The sequence below is a fragment of the Burkholderia sp. R-40 genome (genome assembly GCF_049942845.1).
In the GTDB taxonomy this organism is placed as follows: domain Bacteria; phylum Pseudomonadota; class Gammaproteobacteria; order Burkholderiales; family Burkholderiaceae; genus Burkholderia; species Burkholderia ambifaria.
This window is the reverse complement of the sequence record NZ_CP187968.1, coordinates 2,471,998-2,488,888: the sequence shown is the minus strand read 5'-3', so window position 1 is coordinate 2,488,888 and position 16,891 is coordinate 2,471,998. Positions and strand designations below refer to the sequence as shown.

At 66.9% G+C, this 16,891-nt stretch carries 16 protein-coding genes; 2 read left to right on the top strand and 14 right to left on the bottom strand.

Annotated features, from left to right (window positions below):
* Position 1: 1 nt before the first annotated feature.
* The 12 genes from ACP26O_RS27525 to ACP26O_RS27470 are packed head-to-tail and all read right to left on the bottom strand — an operon-like array spanning position 2 to position 12,323.
* Complete coding sequence (locus ACP26O_RS27525) at positions 2-1,189, bottom strand: beta-ketoacyl-[acyl-carrier-protein] synthase family protein (RefSeq protein WP_175662897.1); 1,188 nt, start codon at positions 1,187-1,189, stop codon at positions 2-4.
* On the bottom strand, positions 1,186-3,597 hold the full coding sequence (locus ACP26O_RS27520) for an MMPL family transporter (RefSeq protein WP_175662898.1): 2,412 nt from the start codon (positions 3,595-3,597) through the stop codon (positions 1,186-1,188). Before ACP26O_RS27520 ends, ACP26O_RS27525 begins: the two co-directional genes overlap by 4 nt.
* The gene (locus ACP26O_RS27515) at positions 3,594-4,271 is read right to left on the bottom strand and encodes a LolA family protein (protein ID WP_175662899.1); all 678 of its coding nucleotides are present in this window, start codon (positions 4,269-4,271) and stop codon (positions 3,594-3,596) included. The genes ACP26O_RS27520 and ACP26O_RS27515 overlap by 4 nt, the downstream gene beginning before the upstream one ends.
* Positions 4,262-4,690 carry an acyl-CoA thioesterase gene (locus ACP26O_RS27510; RefSeq protein ID WP_126225262.1) on the bottom strand — a complete coding sequence of 143 codons (429 nt, stop codon included), beginning with the start codon at positions 4,688-4,690 and terminating at the stop codon, positions 4,262-4,264. The genes ACP26O_RS27515 and ACP26O_RS27510 overlap by 10 nt, the downstream gene beginning before the upstream one ends.
* The gene (locus ACP26O_RS27505; protein WP_175662900.1) at positions 4,687-6,309 is read right to left on the bottom strand and encodes an HAL/PAL/TAL family ammonia-lyase; all 1,623 of its coding nucleotides are present in this window, start codon (positions 6,307-6,309) and stop codon (positions 4,687-4,689) included. The genes ACP26O_RS27510 and ACP26O_RS27505 overlap by 4 nt, the downstream gene beginning before the upstream one ends.
* Complete coding sequence (locus ACP26O_RS27500) at positions 6,296-8,002, bottom strand: glycosyltransferase family 2 protein (protein WP_175662901.1); 1,707 nt, start codon at positions 8,000-8,002, stop codon at positions 6,296-6,298. Before ACP26O_RS27500 ends, ACP26O_RS27505 begins: the two co-directional genes overlap by 14 nt.
* Entirely contained in the window at positions 7,999-9,690 is a 1,692-nt protein-coding gene (locus ACP26O_RS27495; protein WP_175662902.1) for an AMP-binding protein, read from the bottom strand. Before ACP26O_RS27495 ends, ACP26O_RS27500 begins: the two co-directional genes overlap by 4 nt.
* Entirely contained in the window at positions 9,687-10,328 is a 642-nt protein-coding gene (locus ACP26O_RS27490) for a hypothetical protein (RefSeq protein ID WP_175662903.1), read from the bottom strand. Before ACP26O_RS27490 ends, ACP26O_RS27495 begins: the two co-directional genes overlap by 4 nt.
* Positions 10,325-10,573, bottom strand: a complete 249-nt coding sequence (locus tag ACP26O_RS27485) for an acyl carrier protein (protein WP_011658620.1) — start codon at positions 10,571-10,573, stop codon at positions 10,325-10,327. The genes ACP26O_RS27490 and ACP26O_RS27485 overlap by 4 nt, the downstream gene beginning before the upstream one ends.
* Positions 10,570-10,875 carry a phosphopantetheine-binding protein gene (locus ACP26O_RS27480; protein ID WP_011658619.1) on the bottom strand — a complete coding sequence of 102 codons (306 nt, stop codon included), beginning with the start codon at positions 10,873-10,875 and terminating at the stop codon, positions 10,570-10,572. Before ACP26O_RS27480 ends, ACP26O_RS27485 begins: the two co-directional genes overlap by 4 nt.
* Positions 10,850-11,644, bottom strand: a complete 795-nt coding sequence (locus ACP26O_RS27475; protein ID WP_175663290.1) for a lysophospholipid acyltransferase family protein — start codon at positions 11,642-11,644, stop codon at positions 10,850-10,852. Before ACP26O_RS27475 ends, ACP26O_RS27480 begins: the two co-directional genes overlap by 26 nt.
* Complete coding sequence (locus tag ACP26O_RS27470) at positions 11,628-12,323, bottom strand: beta-ketoacyl synthase chain length factor (protein ID WP_175662904.1); 696 nt, start codon at positions 12,321-12,323, stop codon at positions 11,628-11,630. The genes ACP26O_RS27475 and ACP26O_RS27470 overlap by 17 nt, the downstream gene beginning before the upstream one ends.
* A gap of 305 nt (positions 12,324-12,628) precedes the next feature.
* Here ACP26O_RS27470 and ACP26O_RS27465 point away from each other — a divergent pair, with 305 nt between their 5' ends.
* Entirely contained in the window at positions 12,629-13,216 is a 588-nt protein-coding gene (locus ACP26O_RS27465; protein ID WP_126225255.1) for an IMPACT family protein, read from the top strand.
* A 206-nt stretch (positions 13,217-13,422) separates the two neighbouring features.
* Positions 13,423-13,710: an H-NS family nucleoid-associated regulatory protein gene (locus tag ACP26O_RS27460; RefSeq protein WP_011658615.1), complete on the top strand. Its 288-nt coding sequence runs from the start codon at positions 13,423-13,425 to the stop codon at positions 13,708-13,710.
* 55 nt (positions 13,711-13,765) lie between these two features.
* Here ACP26O_RS27460 and ppk2 read toward each other — a convergent pair whose 3' ends face one another.
* Both ppk2 and ggt read right to left on the bottom strand, forming a co-directional pair.
* Positions 13,766-14,716: a polyphosphate kinase 2 gene (gene ppk2, locus ACP26O_RS27455; RefSeq protein WP_175662905.1), complete on the bottom strand. Its 951-nt coding sequence runs from the start codon at positions 14,714-14,716 to the stop codon at positions 13,766-13,768.
* 305 nt (positions 14,717-15,021) lie between these two features.
* Positions 15,022-16,743, bottom strand: coding sequence for a gamma-glutamyltransferase (gene ggt / locus ACP26O_RS27450; protein WP_105832710.1), 1,722 nt, complete (start codon positions 16,741-16,743; stop codon positions 15,022-15,024).
* Positions 16,744-16,891 lie beyond the last annotated feature (148 nt).

Genomic DNA, 16,891 nt, shown 5'->3' with positions numbered 1-16,891 from the left:
GTCAGCCTCCCAGAATCAGGCTGGCATTGCTGCCGCCGAATGCGAACGAATTGCTCATCACGTAGCGTCCTGTTGCAGCGCCGGCCAGACGATGCTCGCGGTCGACCAGGTCGAGCCCCGGCAGCGCCGGGTCGCGCTCGCCGTCCCAGACGTGCGTCGGCAGCGCGATCCCGCGCGCCAGCGTCAGCCAGCCGAATCCAAGCTCGGTCGCGCCCGCCGCGCCGAGCATGTGTCCTGTCAGCGGCTTGGTCCCGCTCGCCGGCACGCCGTGCGGAAACACCCGTGCCATCACGTTCGCTTCCATCTCGTCGTTCAGCCGCGTCGCCGTCGCGTGCAGGTTCACGTAGCCGACCGCGGACGATGTGACGCCGGCGTCCGCGAGCGCGGCGCGCAGCGCGTCCTCCGCGCCGCAGCCCGCCGGATCCGGCGCCGAGATGTGGTGCGCATCGCTCGACTCGCCGACGCCGGCCAGCCGGACCGCCGCTTCATCGCGGCTCATCACGAACAGCGCGGCGCCTTCGCCGATATTGATGCCGTTCCGGTTTCGGCTCATCGGGTTGGTCCGGCCCGGGCTGACCGATTCGAGCGATGCGAAGCCCTGCAGCGTCAGCTCGCACAGCGAATCCGCGCCGCCGACGACGACCGCGTCGCACAGCTTCAGCCGCAGCAGGCGGCGCGCTGCCGCGAATGCCTTGGCACTCGATGTGCATGCGGTCGACAACGTATAGGCTGGCCCGGCCACACCGAGCACCGCGCGCACGAACGGCGCCGCCGTGCCGATTTCCATCTGTCGATAATCGAATCCGGCAGGCATCGTGCCCGTCGCGGCGCGCTGCGCAAGCGCGTGCTCCGCCGCCTGGATGCCGGACGTGCTCGTGCCGATCACGACACCGATCCGGCGCGGACCGTAACGCGCGATCGCCGCGTCGACGAAGTGTCCGATCTGCGCCAGCGCGGCAAGCAACAGCCGGTTGTTCCTGCAATCGAAATGCCCGAGCGAGGTGGGCGGCGCGACGTCGAGCCTGGCGCGCACGCTCCCGATCCAGCCGCCGGCAACGCCATCGGTCCGCGGCGCCATGCCCGGCGCGACGCCAGTATGCAATGCGTCGACGATTTCGTCGGTGGTTGCGCCGAGCGCGTTGATCATGCCGGGTGCGGACAGGTAGACCGGCGTCAGTCTGGCGTTCATGCGCGCCCCTCCTTCGTGGACGGCGTGGCGAGCGGCGCGAACAGCACCGAGAAAACGATGCCCATCGCGAGGGTCGTGCCGAAGCTGCGCAACGCGGGCATCGCGCTCGCGCCGAGCATCCCGAACGACAGCAACGTCGTGGCCGCCGACAGCAGCACGCCGGTCCATACCGCGCCGAGACCGGCCGCGTCCCGCATGCAGCCTTCCCGGAGGAACACCGCGTAGTTGGCGCCCACGCCGAGCACCAGCATCAGCGCGAGCCAATTGAAAAGCGTGAGCGGCACGCCCGCATAGCCGAACGCCGCGAGCGTCAACGCGATGGCGAACACGACCGGCAACGTCGTCGCGATACCGCCGCGCATGCCGTATCGCCACATCAGCAGCGCGGCGACCACGACCAGCGCCCCGGCCAGCCACAGGCCGCTGTCGACCCGATAGGCGCCGAACAGGCTCGACACGCTTGCGGCCTTGTCGACCCATGACACGCCGGGCAGCGTGCGCGCCAACGCCGCGAACGTAGCCGCGTTCGCCGCGTCGACCCGTTCCGGAATCGCCAGTGCCGCATCGACGGGGCCGGTGGCGCCATCGACCCGCCCGAGCCACAGATGCCGGAACGGCGCCGACCAGCGTGCCGCCAGCCACGTATCGACGGACAGCGTCGCCGGCGCATCGACCGAATACGCGCGAAGCCACGCGTCGGCGACCTCGTCGCGGAAACCCGCGTGCGCCAGCGTCGCACGCAGTGCGGTGGCATCGGCGAACACGTGCGTGCCCAGCACCGCGCGATTGCGTGCCTGCTGCTTCGCCGACGGCACGAACGTCGCGATCGACTGGACGCGGCCGACCCGCTGCTGATCGAGCGCCCCGAGCAGCGCCTCGGAACGCTCGAGCACCTCTTCCGGAGACGCGCCCTGCACGACGAAGAACTGCGCGGTGTTGGCCAGCCCGACCGCCGCGCGGATATTGCTTTCCTGTCGAGCGAGGCCCGCATCGCGCTGGATCAGCAGATGAATGTCGTCGTCGCTCTTCAGGACGACCCACCCCGGAATCGCAACCAGCGCGACCAGCACGGCGGCGGCCACCGCGCGCCGCCCTGCCAGCAGCGACTGCCAACCGCTCAGCAAGCGCGCCGCGCCCGAGAACACGCGAGACGGCGCGCTCCGGGGCGGCTGAGTAAGCATGAGCGGCAAAAAGCCGGTGACCGCAGCGAACGCGCTGAGGATCCCGACGATCGCAAAGCATGCGATCTGCTTGAGTGCCGGAAACGGCACCCACATCAGGATCGCGTAACCCAGCAGGCTGGTCGCCAGCGCCACCGCGAGCGCCGGCCTGACCGCCGCCGCGCCGCGCCGCGCATCCCATTGCCGCCCGGCGGAAAGGTATGCGACGAAATACTGGATCGAATAGTCGACGGCCTCGCCGATCAGGCTCACGCCGAACACCAGCGTCAGCAGGTGCAGCTTGCCGAATACCAACAGCGTCGCGGCCAGCGCACACACGATCCCGAATGCCGTCGACGCAAACGCGAGCACCAGCAGGCGCGGCGACCGGAATACGCTCATCAGCAGCAGCGCGATGCCGGCCAGCGACACCGCGCCGATCACGTGCACGTCGCGCTCGGCACTGGCACGCGCCGCTTCCGCATAGAACACGGCGCCGGCCCGGTCGACGCGAACGCCGCGGAAGTCTCCCGCAAGTGCGCGTTCCGCATCGGCAGTCGCGACGCGCACCGCGTGCTGGACACTGGATTCATAGGCCGACCCTGCCAGCGACGTCATCACTAGCACGCCCGTGGCGCCGGCGCGATGCGACACCAGCATGCCGTCTTCGAGCGACAGGTTCGATGCCGCAAGCGGCAGCTCGCCGAGCCAGTGCTGCAGCCAGCCAAACGGATCGTCCGCCACCGCAGTCTGCAGACCATCGACGGGCGGCGCGTAGAGCCGCCGGACGAGCCGTTCGCCGAGCGCGGCGTCGCCTTGTTCGAGCGACCGGCGATCCGCGTCCGTCAGTAGACCGAAACGGGCCGGCAGGTAGGTCGCCGCGATCTGCGACAGGTCGAACGGCGGCACTTCAACCGTCACCGAACGAAATGCCCCGCTCGCCGCGAGCCGCGCGCCAAACTGCTTCGCGGCGGCCTTCGCGCGGTCGGCGTCCCGATCGGTGACCAGATAGACAGTGCGATTGCCGAGCGCATCGCCGAGCACGTCGACGGCTCGTTCGGCAACCGGATTCGCTTCGGTGGCCGGCAACAACGCAAGCAGGTTCGTCTGCAACGGTGCGGGGCCGCTGAAGCGCCACACGATGAACGCGATCGCAACCAGCGCGACGGTCAGCCATGCGGCGCACAGCACGCGCCGCCGGCCGCGCTCGCCCGATGCGTCGATCGCGTCGCGCGCCGTATTCATCATCGTGCCTCCAGCCAACCGCGCTCGATGGGCGCGGGCGCGTCGACCGGCGTCGGCCGCACGAACTCGAGCACGGTCACGTTGCCGTTCGCAAACGTCATGTCGAGCTTGCCGAGATAGGCGCCGCCGCTCATTTCGAGCACGCGGATCGCCTGTGCGAGCTGCGGCTGGTTCGGCCGCAACACCATCCGCCACCGTTCCGGCGTGCCGCTCGCTTCGACGTCGAATTGCGCATACAGCGCCGACAGGTCGCCGCCGAGCATGTCGCGCATCATGCGCGATACTTGCGCGACGCCGCGGCCACCGCCGGCCGGCGCGACGAGGCGGCCGTCCGCCCCGACCTCACGCATGCCGGCGTCGGTGATCACATAGGTGGCCTTGTAGGGTGTGTCGATGCGCCAGACGACACCCGACCTGCGATCGAACAACATCGATCCCGTGCTGACGAGTGGCTGCTTCATCGCCGACAGCGTCTGGGTCTGCCGAAAATCCGCGCGAATCGCACCCACTCTTGCCAGCCGCGTCGCGACATCGGCGACGAGCGCGGCGTTCGCCGGGCGAGCCCCCGCTGCGGCCGCGACAGGTGCCGGAGCGGCCGCCAGGTCGTTGCCGGCAAGCATCATCCATGCGCCGAGCATCGTCGCCGCAAACCGTCGGTAGCGCAGCATCAGGCCCATTGCGCACGCACCCTTTCAGTCAAGGCCGGCGGCGACACGAACTGCAGTTCGCGCGTCGTCGCATCGATCGCCAGTTGCACCGTATAGCCCTTCGTCAAACGCTCACCCGAGGCCGCGTCGAGAATTTCGTAACCGATCTTCAGCCGGTTCTCGAATTCGATGAGCGTCGCGCGCACGTCGAGCTGCTGGCTGTAATGGGCCGGGCGGACGTATTTCAGATGCGCCTCCACCACGGGCCACACATAGCCCGACGCCAGCATCGCCGGATAGTCGTAGTCGATCATCCGCAGCAGTGCGGCGCGGCTGCTTTCGAAGTACTTCAGGTAATGCCCGTGCCAGCAGACGTTCATTGCGTCGACATCGTGGAACAGCACCTCGACGCGTGCGGTCGCGGTGAGCGGCGGACGGTTCTCGTTCATGCCGCCTCCCCGCGCCGGCATGCGCCGAACGATCCGCCGATCGGCTCGCCAATCGGTTCGCAGGCAGCCAGGCGCGCGGTCAACGCGCGCAGCTCCGCTTCGAGCGGCCGGTCCTCGACCACCAGCGGCGATTGGCGATCCACATCGTCGATGAACGCGCGCAGCGCGGGCGAAAGCTGCGTGCGCGGGTCGTCGCGCAGCCGCAGACGGACAGCCTGCACGGTCGCAAGCACGTGCGCCGCGGCGACCTGCTCCGTCAGCGCCAGCACGCGCAGGCAATCGCGCGCGGCGATCGTTCCCATGCTGACCTTGTCCTGGTTGTGCGACTCCGTCGAGCGCGAGAACACGCTCGCCGGCATCGTGTGCTTCAGCGCCTCCGCCGTCCATGCGGAAGACGAGATCTGCACGGCCTTGAACCCGTGATTGATCGCGGCCCGTTCCCCGGTCGCCCCCGTCAGGTTGCGCGGCAGTCCGTTGCTGAACTTGTCGTCGACCAGCAGCGCGAGCTGGCGATCCATCAGGTCCGCGAGGTTCGCCACCGCGGTCTTCAGCGCATCCATCGCGAACGCGATATGGCCGCCGTAGAAATTGCCGCCGTGCAGCACGCACCCTTCGTCCGGATCGATCAGCGGATTGTCGTTCGCGCTGTTCAGTTCGTTCTCGATATCGCGGCGCATCCACGACAACGCGTCGCGCACCACGCCGATCACGTGCGGCGCGCACCGGACGGAATAGCGATCCTGCAGGCGCCGCCCCGGCGATTCGTCGCGCCCGGCCAGGTCGGCGCGTATCCATGCGGCCGCCTCGCCCTGCCCCGCATGCGGCTTCGCGTGGAACAAGCGCGCATCGAAGTGCCCCGCCCGTCCGTCGAGCGCGACCGTCGTCAATGCCGTCAGGCGGGCAGCGATCGACGTCAGGTGCTCGGCACGCGCGAACGCGAGGCAGGCCAGCCCCGTCATGACCGCCGTGCCGTTCATCAGCGCCAGCCCTTCCTTCGGCGCAAGCGTGAGCGGCGCGCGATCGATCGCGCGCCATACGTCCCGCGCGTCGCGCTCGTGGCCGGCGAACGATACGGTGCGCTCGCCGACCAGCGCCGCGGCGACGTAGGACAGCGGTGTCAGGTCGCCGCTTGCGCCGACCGAGCCTTCCGATGGAATGCGCGGCAGGATGCGGTGATTCACCAGATCGGCCAGCCGCTCCAGCAATGTGAACCGCACGCCCGAGTAACCGAACGCGAGCGAATTGAGCCGTGCGACGATGATGGACAACGTCTGCGTCGCGTCGAACCAGTCGCCCATCCCGCATCCGTGATAACGGGTCAGCTGCAGCGGCAGCGCTTCGACGAGCGACGGCGGCACCTCGACCACGCAGGCGTCGCCATATCCGGTCGTGACACCGTACAGCGTGCCGCCGTTCGCGAGATAGTCGCGCAGCCAGGTTGCGCCGCGCTCGATCCGCGAGCGCCACGCGCTCGCCGCATTCAGCGCGACCGGCGCACCATCGCGGGCGATCGCGACGACGTCTTCGATCGTCAGATGCCGGTCGCCGATCACGACGGGCGGCCGGCTCGCGTCCGCCGCGGCGGTGGCCGGGACGTTCTTCATGTCATGCTCGGCCACGCGGACCTCCATCGGGCCGCGCCCAGAAATCGAAGAAGTTGAACCATTGATAGGGAGCCTTGCGGCAATAGTGTTCGAGCCGCGCGGCATAGCGCTGCGCCCATAGCGCGACGTGACTCGCACGCTCGCGGCGCGGCAGCTCGATTCGGTCTGCGAACGGTTCGAAATAGAGCCGGTAGCCGCGCTGCTCCTTCAGGCAGAAGAACAGGTACACCGGACAGCCGAGCGCATGGGCGAGAATGTACGGGCCCTGCGCGAACGGAGCCTGCGCGTCGAGAAAACGGGCGTCGACCGTTTTCCCCGAATCATGCGGCGGCACGCGATCGCCGACGATCACGAGCAGCTCGCCCGCATCGATCCGCGACTGCATCATCATCGCCGTATCCGGCCCGAAGTCCGATACCTCGACCAGTTGCTTGCCGAATGCCTGGTTCGCGCCGGCCAGCACACCGGTAAAGCGCTTCGCGTGTTCGGTATAGACGATCGCCGTCACCTTCGTGTGCGCATCGCGCAGCGCAAGCGCGCGTGTCATCTCGAGGTTGCCCAGATGCGCGCCGATCACGAGCGCACCGCGCCCGCTCGCGGCGAGTGCATCGAATGCAGACGAATCGTCGAAGCGCACGTCGAGTTCGTCGAGACGGCCGGACCATGCGACGAACTTGTCGAACCCCGCCTGCGCAAAGGCAAGCATGTGCCGATACGCACTGCGCCATCCCGGCTTCGGCACGGCCGCCGCTTGCGCGTCGCGCAGGCGCGCGATGTACGCATGCGACGCGGTGCGCGCCGTGCGGTTCGTCAGCACGAAATAGCCGACGATCGGATGCAGCCAGAGCGACGTGAAATCCTTGCCGAACCAGCGGCAGCTCAGGGCCAGCAACGCCATGCCGAGCCGGCTGCCGCGTTCCGGCATGCGCCACCATGCGCGCGTGCGCGCCGTCGGCGGCGCGCTGTGCCTCCCGATGAGCCGGCGCGTCAGCAGCATCGGCGCGCGCACGAGCATCCCGGCGACGAGCCGCGTGTGGCTCGCGCTGATGCGCACGTTGTCGCGCCAGACGTCGAAATGCGACACGCCGTCGGCCGGGTAGACGACGCGCGTCGCGATCGTCCTGAACGCCAGGCCTCGCCAGTGCAGCCTGACCAGGATCTCGCTGTCGAAAGCCATCCGCGTCGGCATCGACACCGTGTCGATCAGTTCGCAGACGGCATCGACCGGATACAGACGAAACCCGCACATCGCATCGGGAATGTCCAGCGACAGCGTTTCGATCCACACCCACACGTGCGTGAGGTAGCGGCCGTACAGGCGCGCCTTCGGCACGCTGTCGTCGAAACGTGGCCGCCCGAGAATCACGGCGTCCGGCTCGGCCTGGGCAGCCGCGACGAACTTCGGCACGTCGTCGGCATCGTGCTGGCCATCGGCATCGATCTGGATCGCATGCCGATATCTCCGTGCGCGCGCGGCGCGCATGCCGGCCATGACGGCCGCGCCCTTTCCGCCGTTGACGGGCAACCGCAGCAACGTCACGGAACCGGCGTACTGCGCGGCAAGCGTTGCCAGCACCCGCTGGGTGGGCTCGTCGCTGCCATCGTCGACTACCAGAATCGGCAGGCCGTGCACGACCAGGCGCGCGAGCGTGCCGCCGATCGCGTCGCGATGGTTGTAGATCGGGATGACGATGCAGGTGTCGCTCATGCCGCCGCCGCGCCGTATACCAGCACGCCCGACGTGCATTCCCGGCCGCCGCACCGGAACGCGAAGCGCGTGTGGCCGCGTACCGGATCGTGCGCGAGACGCAGCGCCAGCACGGCGCCGGGCGGCACGGGTGCCTTGAACTTCAGGTGTTCGATCGAACGGATTTCCCGCACGGCCGGCATCTCGCGGCCGGCAAGGCGCGCGGCCCAGTCGATCTGCACGACCCCGGGCAGGATGGGCAGCCCGGGAAAATGCCCGTCGAAATGCGCGAGCGTAGGCGGCACGCGCAGCTCGTAATGCAACGCGTCGTCGCTGCGCCACGACGCGAGCAGCTCGAAGCCCTCCGGCGTGGCCGTAAAGGCCGCCGCCAGCGCGGCAGCGGGCAGCTTCCCGCGCACATCGAACGGCATCGCGTGGCGGAAACGCCAGTAGCGCGGCAACGCGGCCGCGTCGAAATAGGCGCCGAGCGCATGCCGCAACGTCGTGGCGACGGCAATCCGCCCGTGCTCCGCCAGCGCGTCCCGCCCCACCGCGCTCAACACCGCGACGACGCCCACGTGTGGCCGCGTCGCGCCGTCGACGACCACCGCGGCCGCCTGCTCGACATACTCGTGCGCGAGTATCCGCGTCTCGAGCTCCGGCAACGACACGCGCTTGCCGTCGAGCTTGATCACGCGATCGCGCCGTCCCGCGAGCGCGAAGCGGCCCTGCGCGTCGAATCGCGCGGTGTCGTCGGTGCGGTGCCAGCGATCGTGACCGAGATGCGCGGAGCGAACGCACAGGACGCCTTCGTCGTCGCAGCGCACGTCGACGCCCTTCAACGGCTGCCATGCGAGAGAGACGTCCTGACGCCGCCATGCGATGCCGCCGGTTTCGGTGCTGCCGAAGATCTCGAGCGGCGCCGCGCCGAACGCGTTCGCATAGGCCGCTGCCGCATCGGCCGGCAGCGGGCCGCCCGACGAGAAGAACGCGCACGGCGCGGGCGCTTGCATCGGAAAACCGGACAACGCGGGCCAGCGCATCAGTTGCGACGGCGTCGAGACCACGACACCGCCGCCGTATTCGACAAGCCGCTGCTGCAGTTGCAACGGCTCGAGCACCGCTGTCCGGTCGAACGCGCGGCCCGCCGCCAACGGCCACAGGATCCTGAACAGCAGTCCGTAGATGTGGTGATGCGGCACGCTCGACAGCGTCACCGCCGCGCCGATCCGGTCGGCCCATTCGCGCTGCAGCGTGCGCACTTCGGCATCGAGCTGCGCAAGCGACTTCCGCACCGGCTTCGCGATGCCGCTGCTGCCGGACGTATAAAGCGTCACCGCGGCCGTCGCGTCGATCGAGCGGACGGAGATGGCAGATTCGCGCTCCGTGCCGTGCCCGCACGCGGCCAATGCCGGCGCATCCAGCACCAGGTCGTATGCATGGGCCAGATCGCCGAGATAGCCGGGCGCGTTGCTGGCCGGAATCACGATTTCGCCGTGCACCGCCGCGACCGCGAAGAAGGCGCACGCGAAGTCGTACGGATCATCCGTGCAGATCGCGACCCGTCGCGCGCCGCTCGCGTCGAGCGTCCGGGCGATCGCGTCCACGCGCGCGCGCAAATCGCCCAGCGTCAGCGCGTCGGCGCCGTCGCGGCAGACTGTCGTTTCGCTATCCGCCGCGGCACACAGCATCTCGTGCAGCGCGATCATGCGACACCCGTGCGCTTTCGTCTCGCGCCGATGACGATGCTGCGCCACAGCCACTCGCCCGCAAGCAACGCACCGATCAGCAGGTACGCGATGAAGCCGTTATAAAGGGCCCATGATGCACGGCTCCAGTACAACGCCGTGTACACCGAAAAACCGCCGTTCACGATGAAGAATACGCACCACATCTGTGTGACGCGCCGCGTGTAGCGGACGATTTCCGGACTCGGCTCGGGATAGGTCGATCGTGCGAATTTTTCGATCATTGTCGGACCGCGCCGCAGCGTCGCGCCGAACGCGACCAGCAAGCCGGCACTCACACATGCAGGATAGAGATGAAGAAGACGTTCGCTGTCCGTCACGGCAATCGCGACGGACAACGCGGTCAATGCACCGGCCACGCACCAGTCGAGCGTCGTGAGCCGTCGCAGCGCCTTCGCGAGCGTGCCCTTGCCGACCGTGCGCTGAAGCCACAGCAATGCGAAGAGCAGGCAACCGACGTAGCGCGGCGACATGCTTTGCCACGCGAACAGGATGACGAGCGGATAGGCGACAAACAGCACCGCCCTGGCCGCCACGCTTGCCCAGCGTGGCAAACCGGTGCCGGTCGTCGCCCGCGTGCCCGTCATCGCCATCGTCATGCGCGCGCGAGCAACGCGTGAACCGCGGCGATGACATCGCCGACGGTGCGCACCGACTTGAATTCCTCGGGCTTGATGCGCTTGCCCGTCATTTCCTGAAGCTTGATGGCCAGATCGACCGCGTCGATGCTGTCCAGGTCGAGCTCTTCGAACAGGTGCGTTTCAGGTGTCACGCGCTCCGGCTCGATCGCGAAATTCTCGTGAAAAATGGCGCGGATGCGCTCCAGGATTTCTGCGTCGGTCACGAGTGACTCCCCTTTTCCAGCACGGCTTCTTGCGATGCCTGATGCGACTGCTGCTCGGCAATGAATGCCGCCAGTGTGTTGATCGACCGAAAATGCGCTTTCGTACGCTCGTCGTTCGCGGCGATCGTCAATTGAAACTTCTTGCGCAGCATGATGCCGACTTCGAGCGCATCGACGGAATCGAGGCCGATTCCGTCGGTCGAGAACAGCGGCGCATCGTCATCGATATCGTCCACCGTCATGTCGCTGAGATCGAGCATCTCGATCAGAAGCTGCTTAATTTGCAGTTTTAAAGTATCCATACTGAAACAGGCTTTGAGTAATATGCACTTCCACCTCGCGGGCAATACTGCGAGCGGCAATCGACGGCGACGTGACATCCGACGCCAGCCGGTTCGGATCCATCGGCTCCAGCACGTCGATGCGCATGCGAAACGCACGAGACGGCACGTGATACCACTGCAGGGTCTTGGTGAATACCGGCGGATCGCAATCGATCAGCACCGGCTGAATCCGGCTGCGCGACTGCAGCGCCATATGCGCGAAGCCGCGCGAGAACGCATGCAGACGATTGCCGCCCGGGCTGCGCGTGCCTTCCGGGAAGACGATCATCGTGTAGCCCGCCGCCAGTTGCCGCGCCCCGGCCTCGACGAGACCGACGGCATCGGCATTGCTCACGTATTCGGCTGCACGGACGATGCCCCAGAAACACGGGTTGCCCCAGTGGCCGCGCTTGACGACGCAGCAGGCTTTCGGCGTCAGCGACAGCAGCACCATGACGTCGAGCCAGGTCGGATGATTGGCGACGACGATTGCGGGGCCGCCGTTGGCGAGACGCTCGACGCCGCTCAGCTCGAGCTTCATCACACCCATGCGCTGCAGCAGCGCGACCAGCACGCGGAAGAAATGGTGGATCACGAGCGTCACGCAACGCTGGCGCGAGCGCCGATGCGGCCACAGCGCGCCGACGACGATCGCCAGCACCGAGAACACCGATCCGCAAAACGCAAAAAATGCCAGGCTCATGCCGGTCGCGAACAGGCGCCAGCCGTAGTCAAGCCGCGCGATCATGCCAGCTCCATCGCCAGAATGCGTGTTCGCCACGCCATGACGCCGTCGTGCGCGCCGACAGGCAGCGCAGCACCGCCGCGCTTTGCGTATTCGCCGCGTCGTCGGCAACGTGCGTGTCGCTCGCACCGTCGACCGCCATTTCGCAGGTCAGATAACCGACCGGCTCATCGGCGCCAAGCAGCACGGCAAGCCCGACACTCTCCGGGTCGTCATCGACATCGCCGTATACAGCGTCGGCCGGCTCGTGCGCATAGACGAGCAACACCGGCGCTGCCGGCGACGTGTCGTATTGGGAAAATGCTTCGAGCAGCGCGTAGCCGAGTGTTTCGTGGCCGGCCGCGATCGCGGTCGCGGGCGAGCGGTCGCGCCTTGCGATCCCGAATATGCCCGTGACCGCATTGAGAACGGAGAGACTGAAGGCCGTCGGGGAGACGGGTTCCGCGGCGCCGATGTCGGAGAGAATGCCGGTGGTGCGCGTCAGTTCGCCATGACGCGACGCGAATACCATCCGTAACGGATTTTCCGCTCCGGCGCAGTCATACGCAGCCTGAAGCGCGAGACGCGACAGCCGGCTCAAGCGGCGACGCACCATCGGATCGAGGGCTTCGACGCCCGGCACCCCCGCGGTCGAAATCGACGTCCATCTGGCGATTGGCATGGTCCAATGCAAATCGGCCATTGTTGTTCTCGTTGAGGTGACTTCTCTTGAGTGTTTTTATATAGCGCCGCCGCGTATCGGGCCGTTGCGCTCCGCTTTCCATGCCGAGTGACCGGCATCCCGGTGCGGCGGAACTGTAACAGGACTGTTACAAAAGATCAACGTTACAGCGTGCGACTTCTCCATTATTTAACTATTTATTAATTTCCCGGAAAGTTGTGCATCGTCGGTTATCCCGACAATCCGTCGTCCCGCGTACTTTGTACCGATCCTGCACCCAAATAGCTCATAATGGGCGCGATTCCGAATCCCCTTTTTTCCGTTCAATGAGTTATTCGCTCGCCACCGAATACACCCGCGAGCTCGAAATCCGCAAGAGCCGCTTCATCGCACACGCGATCCCCGTCGACGACCGCGACGCCGCGATGCAGGCGCTGCAGCGCCTGCGTGACGCGCACCCCGCGGCCACCCACGTCTGCTGGGCGCTGCTCGCGGGCGGCCAGTCCGGCATGTCGGACGACGGCGAGCCCTCGGGCACCGCCGGCCGGCCGATCCTCGAGGTGCTGCGTCATCACGATCTCGACGGCGTGCTCGGCGCGGTCGTCCGCTATTACGGCGGCGTGAAGCTCGGCGCAGGCGGCCTGGTGCGCGCCTATACGGACGCGATCGCCTCCGCGCTGCTCGACGCCGAGCGCGTCGAACGCATTCGCCACACGCGGTTCGCGATCGAAATCGGCTATCCGGACGAAGCGCGCGTGCGCCGCTGGATCGAACAGGCGGGTTATGAACTGGCGGACAGTGCGTACGGGATGACGGTGAAGCTCGTGATCAAGCTGCCGGAAACGGCCGAAGCGACGGCGAAAGCCGAGCTGTTCGACCTGACGCAGGGACGTTCGGGCTTTCCTGACCTGTGACGCGCTGCCGGCCGCGCAGCCTCCGCGCACCGGCTTCATGACGATCCCCGCCAAAATTCAGATAAGTCCCATAGAAAAACCGCGCACCCAAATTTAATCTCCCTGCATTCCCGGTACGGCGTTGCGCAAACGGCTGGCCGGGCATGGGGCACGCCGCACCTCGCGCGTCGCCGACAATCAGAACTCAGCCAGGGGATATCGGACGCATGCAACTGCAAGAACTGCAAGCCCAACTCGCGGAACTCGATCGACGCATCCAGACGGCACGTCGCCGCGAACGCGATGCGGCACTGGTGCAGGTGCGCCAGCTCGTGAAGGACTATGCGCTGACCGCGCGGGAAATCTTCGGGCAGGGCTACAGCGATCGCGCGAAGCTGTTCACGATCGGCGCGAAATATCGCGATCCGGCGACGGGCGCCACGTGGAGCGGCCGCGGTCGCGAACCCGCGTGGATCGCCGGCCGCGACCGTGCCGCGTTCCTGATCCGGGAATAACGCGCGCCGCGTTGCGCGGCGCGACCCGGCGGTCGATCCAGCCGACCTGAACCGCTCAATAAACGTCCGGGACGATCATGCTGTCCGGCACCGGACGCCGAATGTAGTCCTCGTGATGCTCGCGCTGCGGCAGATCGATCGTCGGGCGCGGCACCTCGTGATACGGCACCTGGGTCAGCAGATGGCTGATGCAGTTCAGGCGCGCGCGCTTCTTGTCGACCGCCTGCACGACCCACCACGGCGCTTCGGGGATATGCGTGCGCTGCAGCATTTCTTCCTTGGCGGCCGTATAGGCTTCCCAGCGGCGGCGGCTCTCCAGGTCCATCGGGCTCAGCTTCCACTGCTTCAGCGGATCGTGGATCCGGTTCTGGAAGCGCACTTCCTGCTCGCGATCCGTGATCGAGAACCAGTACTTGACGATCTGGATCCCGCTGCGCACCAGCATCTTCTCGAATTCGGGTACGGAACGGAAAAATTCCTCGTACTCGTCGTCGGTACAAAAATTCATCACACGCTCGACGCCCGCGCGGTTGTACCAGCTGCGATCGAACAGCACGATTTCGCCGCCGGCCGGCAGATGCGCGACATAGCGCTGGAAATACCATTGCGTGCGCTCGCGGTTGTTCGGCGCGGGCAGCGCCGCCACGCGGCATACGCGCGGGTTCAGGCGCTGCGTGATGCGCTTGATCGCGCCGCCCTTGCCTGCCGCGTCGCGCCCCTCGAAAATCACCACGAGGCGGTGCCCCGTGCTCACGACCCAGTCCTGCAGCTTCACGAGTTCGCCCTGCAGCCGGAACAGCTCGCGGAAATACTGCTTGCGCGCTTCGCGGCGCTCCGGCGAGAACAGCAGATCCTCGCCGCTATCGAAACGGCGGTCGTCAAGCTCCATTTCGAGTTCTTCGTCGTACGCGTCGACGAGGTCTTCCTCGAAATGGTGCCGGCGCGACTCGCCCGATGCCATATCGGTGAGGTCGTCGGTCTCGGTGCGGGTATCGTTATCTTCCATGGGGCCTCCTTGCTTCAATTGACGCAGCCATACTCCGCCATTATCCCAGCGTCGCGCGTCAAATTGATGAAAAAGGGGGCGACCGGCACGGGGCGACCGGCAAGGGCGACCGGCAAGGGCGACCGGCAAGGGCGACCGGCTGGCCGACCGGCCGGCGTCGACCGTCAGGCGACACGCGCCGGCGCTCGCCACGCGATCCAAACGCGCGCCGCCCGCCGGCACCATGAAAAATGCCGGGCGCCCGGGCCCGGCATCGATTGCCGTCGGCACGACCGCCAACGCGGTCGCGCCCACGGCCTGCCCCGTCAGCGAATGATCCGCGTGACGCCGCGCCCGCGCGGATCGGCCATCGCCTCCGGCGTCCTGCCGTCGATCTTGATCACCTGGATATCGCCGCTGAAGTCCTGCCCTTTCAGCGTGTAGCCGCGCGCCTCGATCTGCTTCGCGAGCTCGCCTTCGATCGGATGGTACGGCTCCCAGAAGATCGTGTTCGGCGGCAGCAGCTGGTGGTGGAAACGCATCGCGCCGACCGCGTCCTTCAACGGCATCTTGAAGTCGTAGATGTTGTTGATCACCTGGAAGATCGACGTGAAGATCCGCGAGCCGCCCGGCGTGCCGATCACGAGCGATACCTTGCCGTCCTTCGTCATGATCGTCGGCGACATCGACGACAGCGGACGCTTCTTCGGCTCGATCGCGTTCGCATCGCTGCCGACCACGCCGAACATGTTCGCGACGCCCGGCTTCGCGGAGAAGTCGTCCATCTCGTCGTTCAGCACGATGCCGGTGCCGTCGGCGATCACGCCCGAACCGAAATAGCCGTTGATCGTGTACGTGTTCGATACCGCGTTGCCCCACTTGTCGACGACCGAGAAGTGCGTCGTTTCGGCCTTCTCCGGCATCGATGTGCCGAGCCCCGGCTGTACGCTCTTCGTGTCCGACGGCTCCTTCGGATTGACCTCGGCCGCACGCTTCGCGATGTACGAGTCGGCGGTGAGCTGCGCGATCGGCACCTTGTAGAAATCGGGATCGCCGAGGTATTGCGCGCGATCGGCGAACACGCGTTTCTCGATTTCCGCGACCAGATGGATGTACTGCGGCGAGTTGAGCGCCACACCGTCGAAGTCCTTCTTCAGATCGGCCTTCATCTTCAGCAACTGCACGAGGCCGATGCCGCCCGAACTCGGAGGCGGCGCGGTGATCACGTCGTAGCCGTTCCACTTCGCCTGCACCGGCTGGCGCCACACCGCGCGGTATTGCGCGAGATCCTCGGTCGTGATCAGCCCGTTGCCGTCGCCGGTCTTCATCGAAGCCGCGATCAACTCGGCCGTCTTGCCCTTGTAGAAACCTTCCGCGCCGCCGTTCGCGATCCGCGTGAGCACGTCGGCGAGATCGGGCTGCTTGAAGTTCGTGCCCGCCTTCAACCCGGAGAAGTACTTGTCGAAATTGGTCTTGCCGCCGAACTCCTTCGACGCGTCGACGCCGCGCTGCGCCAGTTGCTCGTCGACCATGAAGCCGTCGCGCGCATAGTGGATCGCCGGCGCGAGCACCTGCTTCCACTTCAGCTTGCCGAAGCGCTTCTGCGCTTCCCACATGCCCGCGACCGTGCCCGGCACGCCGGCCGCGCGCGGACCGTACAGGCTCATGCCCTTGACGACGTTGCCCTCCTTGTCGAGGTACATGTCCTTCGTCGCGGCGAGCGGCGCGCGCTCGCGGTAGTCGATGAAGTACGGCTTGCCGTCCTTGTAGATCGTCATGAAGCCGCCGCCGCCGATGTTGCCGGCCTCCGGATACGTGACGGCAAGCGTGAACGCGATCGCGACGGCTGCGTCGATCGCGTTGCCGCCTTCCTTGAAGATCCGCTCCGCGGCATCCGCGCTGTACTTGTCGGCCACCGCGACCGCCGAACTCGTCAGGACCGCCGGCTGCGGACCCTTCGCATAGGCAGGCGCGTTCGGCAGGAAACCGACGCCGGCCACCGTCGCGAGCACGACGGCGGATGTTTTGAAGCGATTCAGCGTAGTCATTGCATGTCCCCCATGTGGATCTTCTTTCAGGCGGGAAAGGCGCCCGATCCGCGCGTATCCGCTGGCTCGCCGGCGGACACCTGCGGCTTCGTAGTATAGGGGGACAAAAAGGGTCGAACACGCGACGCGCGATCCACGCGTGCAAATT

What these genes read in the sequence shown, in the direction of transcription:
- ACP26O_RS27475 (WP_175663290.1), bottom strand. Translation starts at nt 11,644, where the DNA reads ATGATCGCGCGGCTTGACTACGGCTGGCGCCTGTTCGCGACCGGCATG.
- ACP26O_RS27525 (WP_175662897.1), bottom strand. Translation starts at nt 1,189, where the DNA reads ATGAACGCCAGACTGACGCCGGTCTACCTGTCCGCACCCGGCATGATC.
- ACP26O_RS27520 (WP_175662898.1), bottom strand. Translation starts at nt 3,597, where the DNA reads ATGATGAATACGGCGCGCGACGCGATCGACGCATCGGGCGAGCGCGGC.
- ACP26O_RS27465 (WP_126225255.1), top strand. Translation starts at nt 12,629, where the DNA reads ATGAGTTATTCGCTCGCCACCGAATACACCCGCGAGCTCGAAATCCGC.
- ACP26O_RS27495 (WP_175662902.1), bottom strand. Translation starts at nt 9,690, where the DNA reads ATGATCGCGCTGCACGAGATGCTGTGTGCCGCGGCGGATAGCGAAACG.
- ACP26O_RS27500 (WP_175662901.1), bottom strand. Translation starts at nt 8,002, where the DNA reads ATGAGCGACACCTGCATCGTCATCCCGATCTACAACCATCGCGACGCG.
- ACP26O_RS27480 (WP_011658619.1), bottom strand. Translation starts at nt 10,875, where the DNA reads ATGGATACTTTAAAACTGCAAATTAAGCAGCTTCTGATCGAGATGCTC.
- ppk2 (WP_175662905.1), bottom strand. Translation starts at nt 14,716, where the DNA reads ATGGAAGATAACGATACCCGCACCGAGACCGACGACCTCACCGATATG.
- ggt (WP_105832710.1), bottom strand. Translation starts at nt 16,743, where the DNA reads ATGACTACGCTGAATCGCTTCAAAACATCCGCCGTCGTGCTCGCGACG.
- ACP26O_RS27460 (WP_011658615.1), top strand. Translation starts at nt 13,423, where the DNA reads ATGCAACTGCAAGAACTGCAAGCCCAACTCGCGGAACTCGATCGACGC.
- ACP26O_RS27515 (WP_175662899.1), bottom strand. Translation starts at nt 4,271, where the DNA reads ATGGGCCTGATGCTGCGCTACCGACGGTTTGCGGCGACGATGCTCGGC.
- ACP26O_RS27510 (WP_126225262.1), bottom strand. Translation starts at nt 4,690, where the DNA reads ATGAACGAGAACCGTCCGCCGCTCACCGCGACCGCACGCGTCGAGGTG.
- ACP26O_RS27490 (WP_175662903.1), bottom strand. Translation starts at nt 10,328, where the DNA reads ATGACGATGGCGATGACGGGCACGCGGGCGACGACCGGCACCGGTTTG.
- ACP26O_RS27470 (WP_175662904.1), bottom strand. Translation starts at nt 12,323, where the DNA reads ATGGCCGATTTGCATTGGACCATGCCAATCGCCAGATGGACGTCGATT.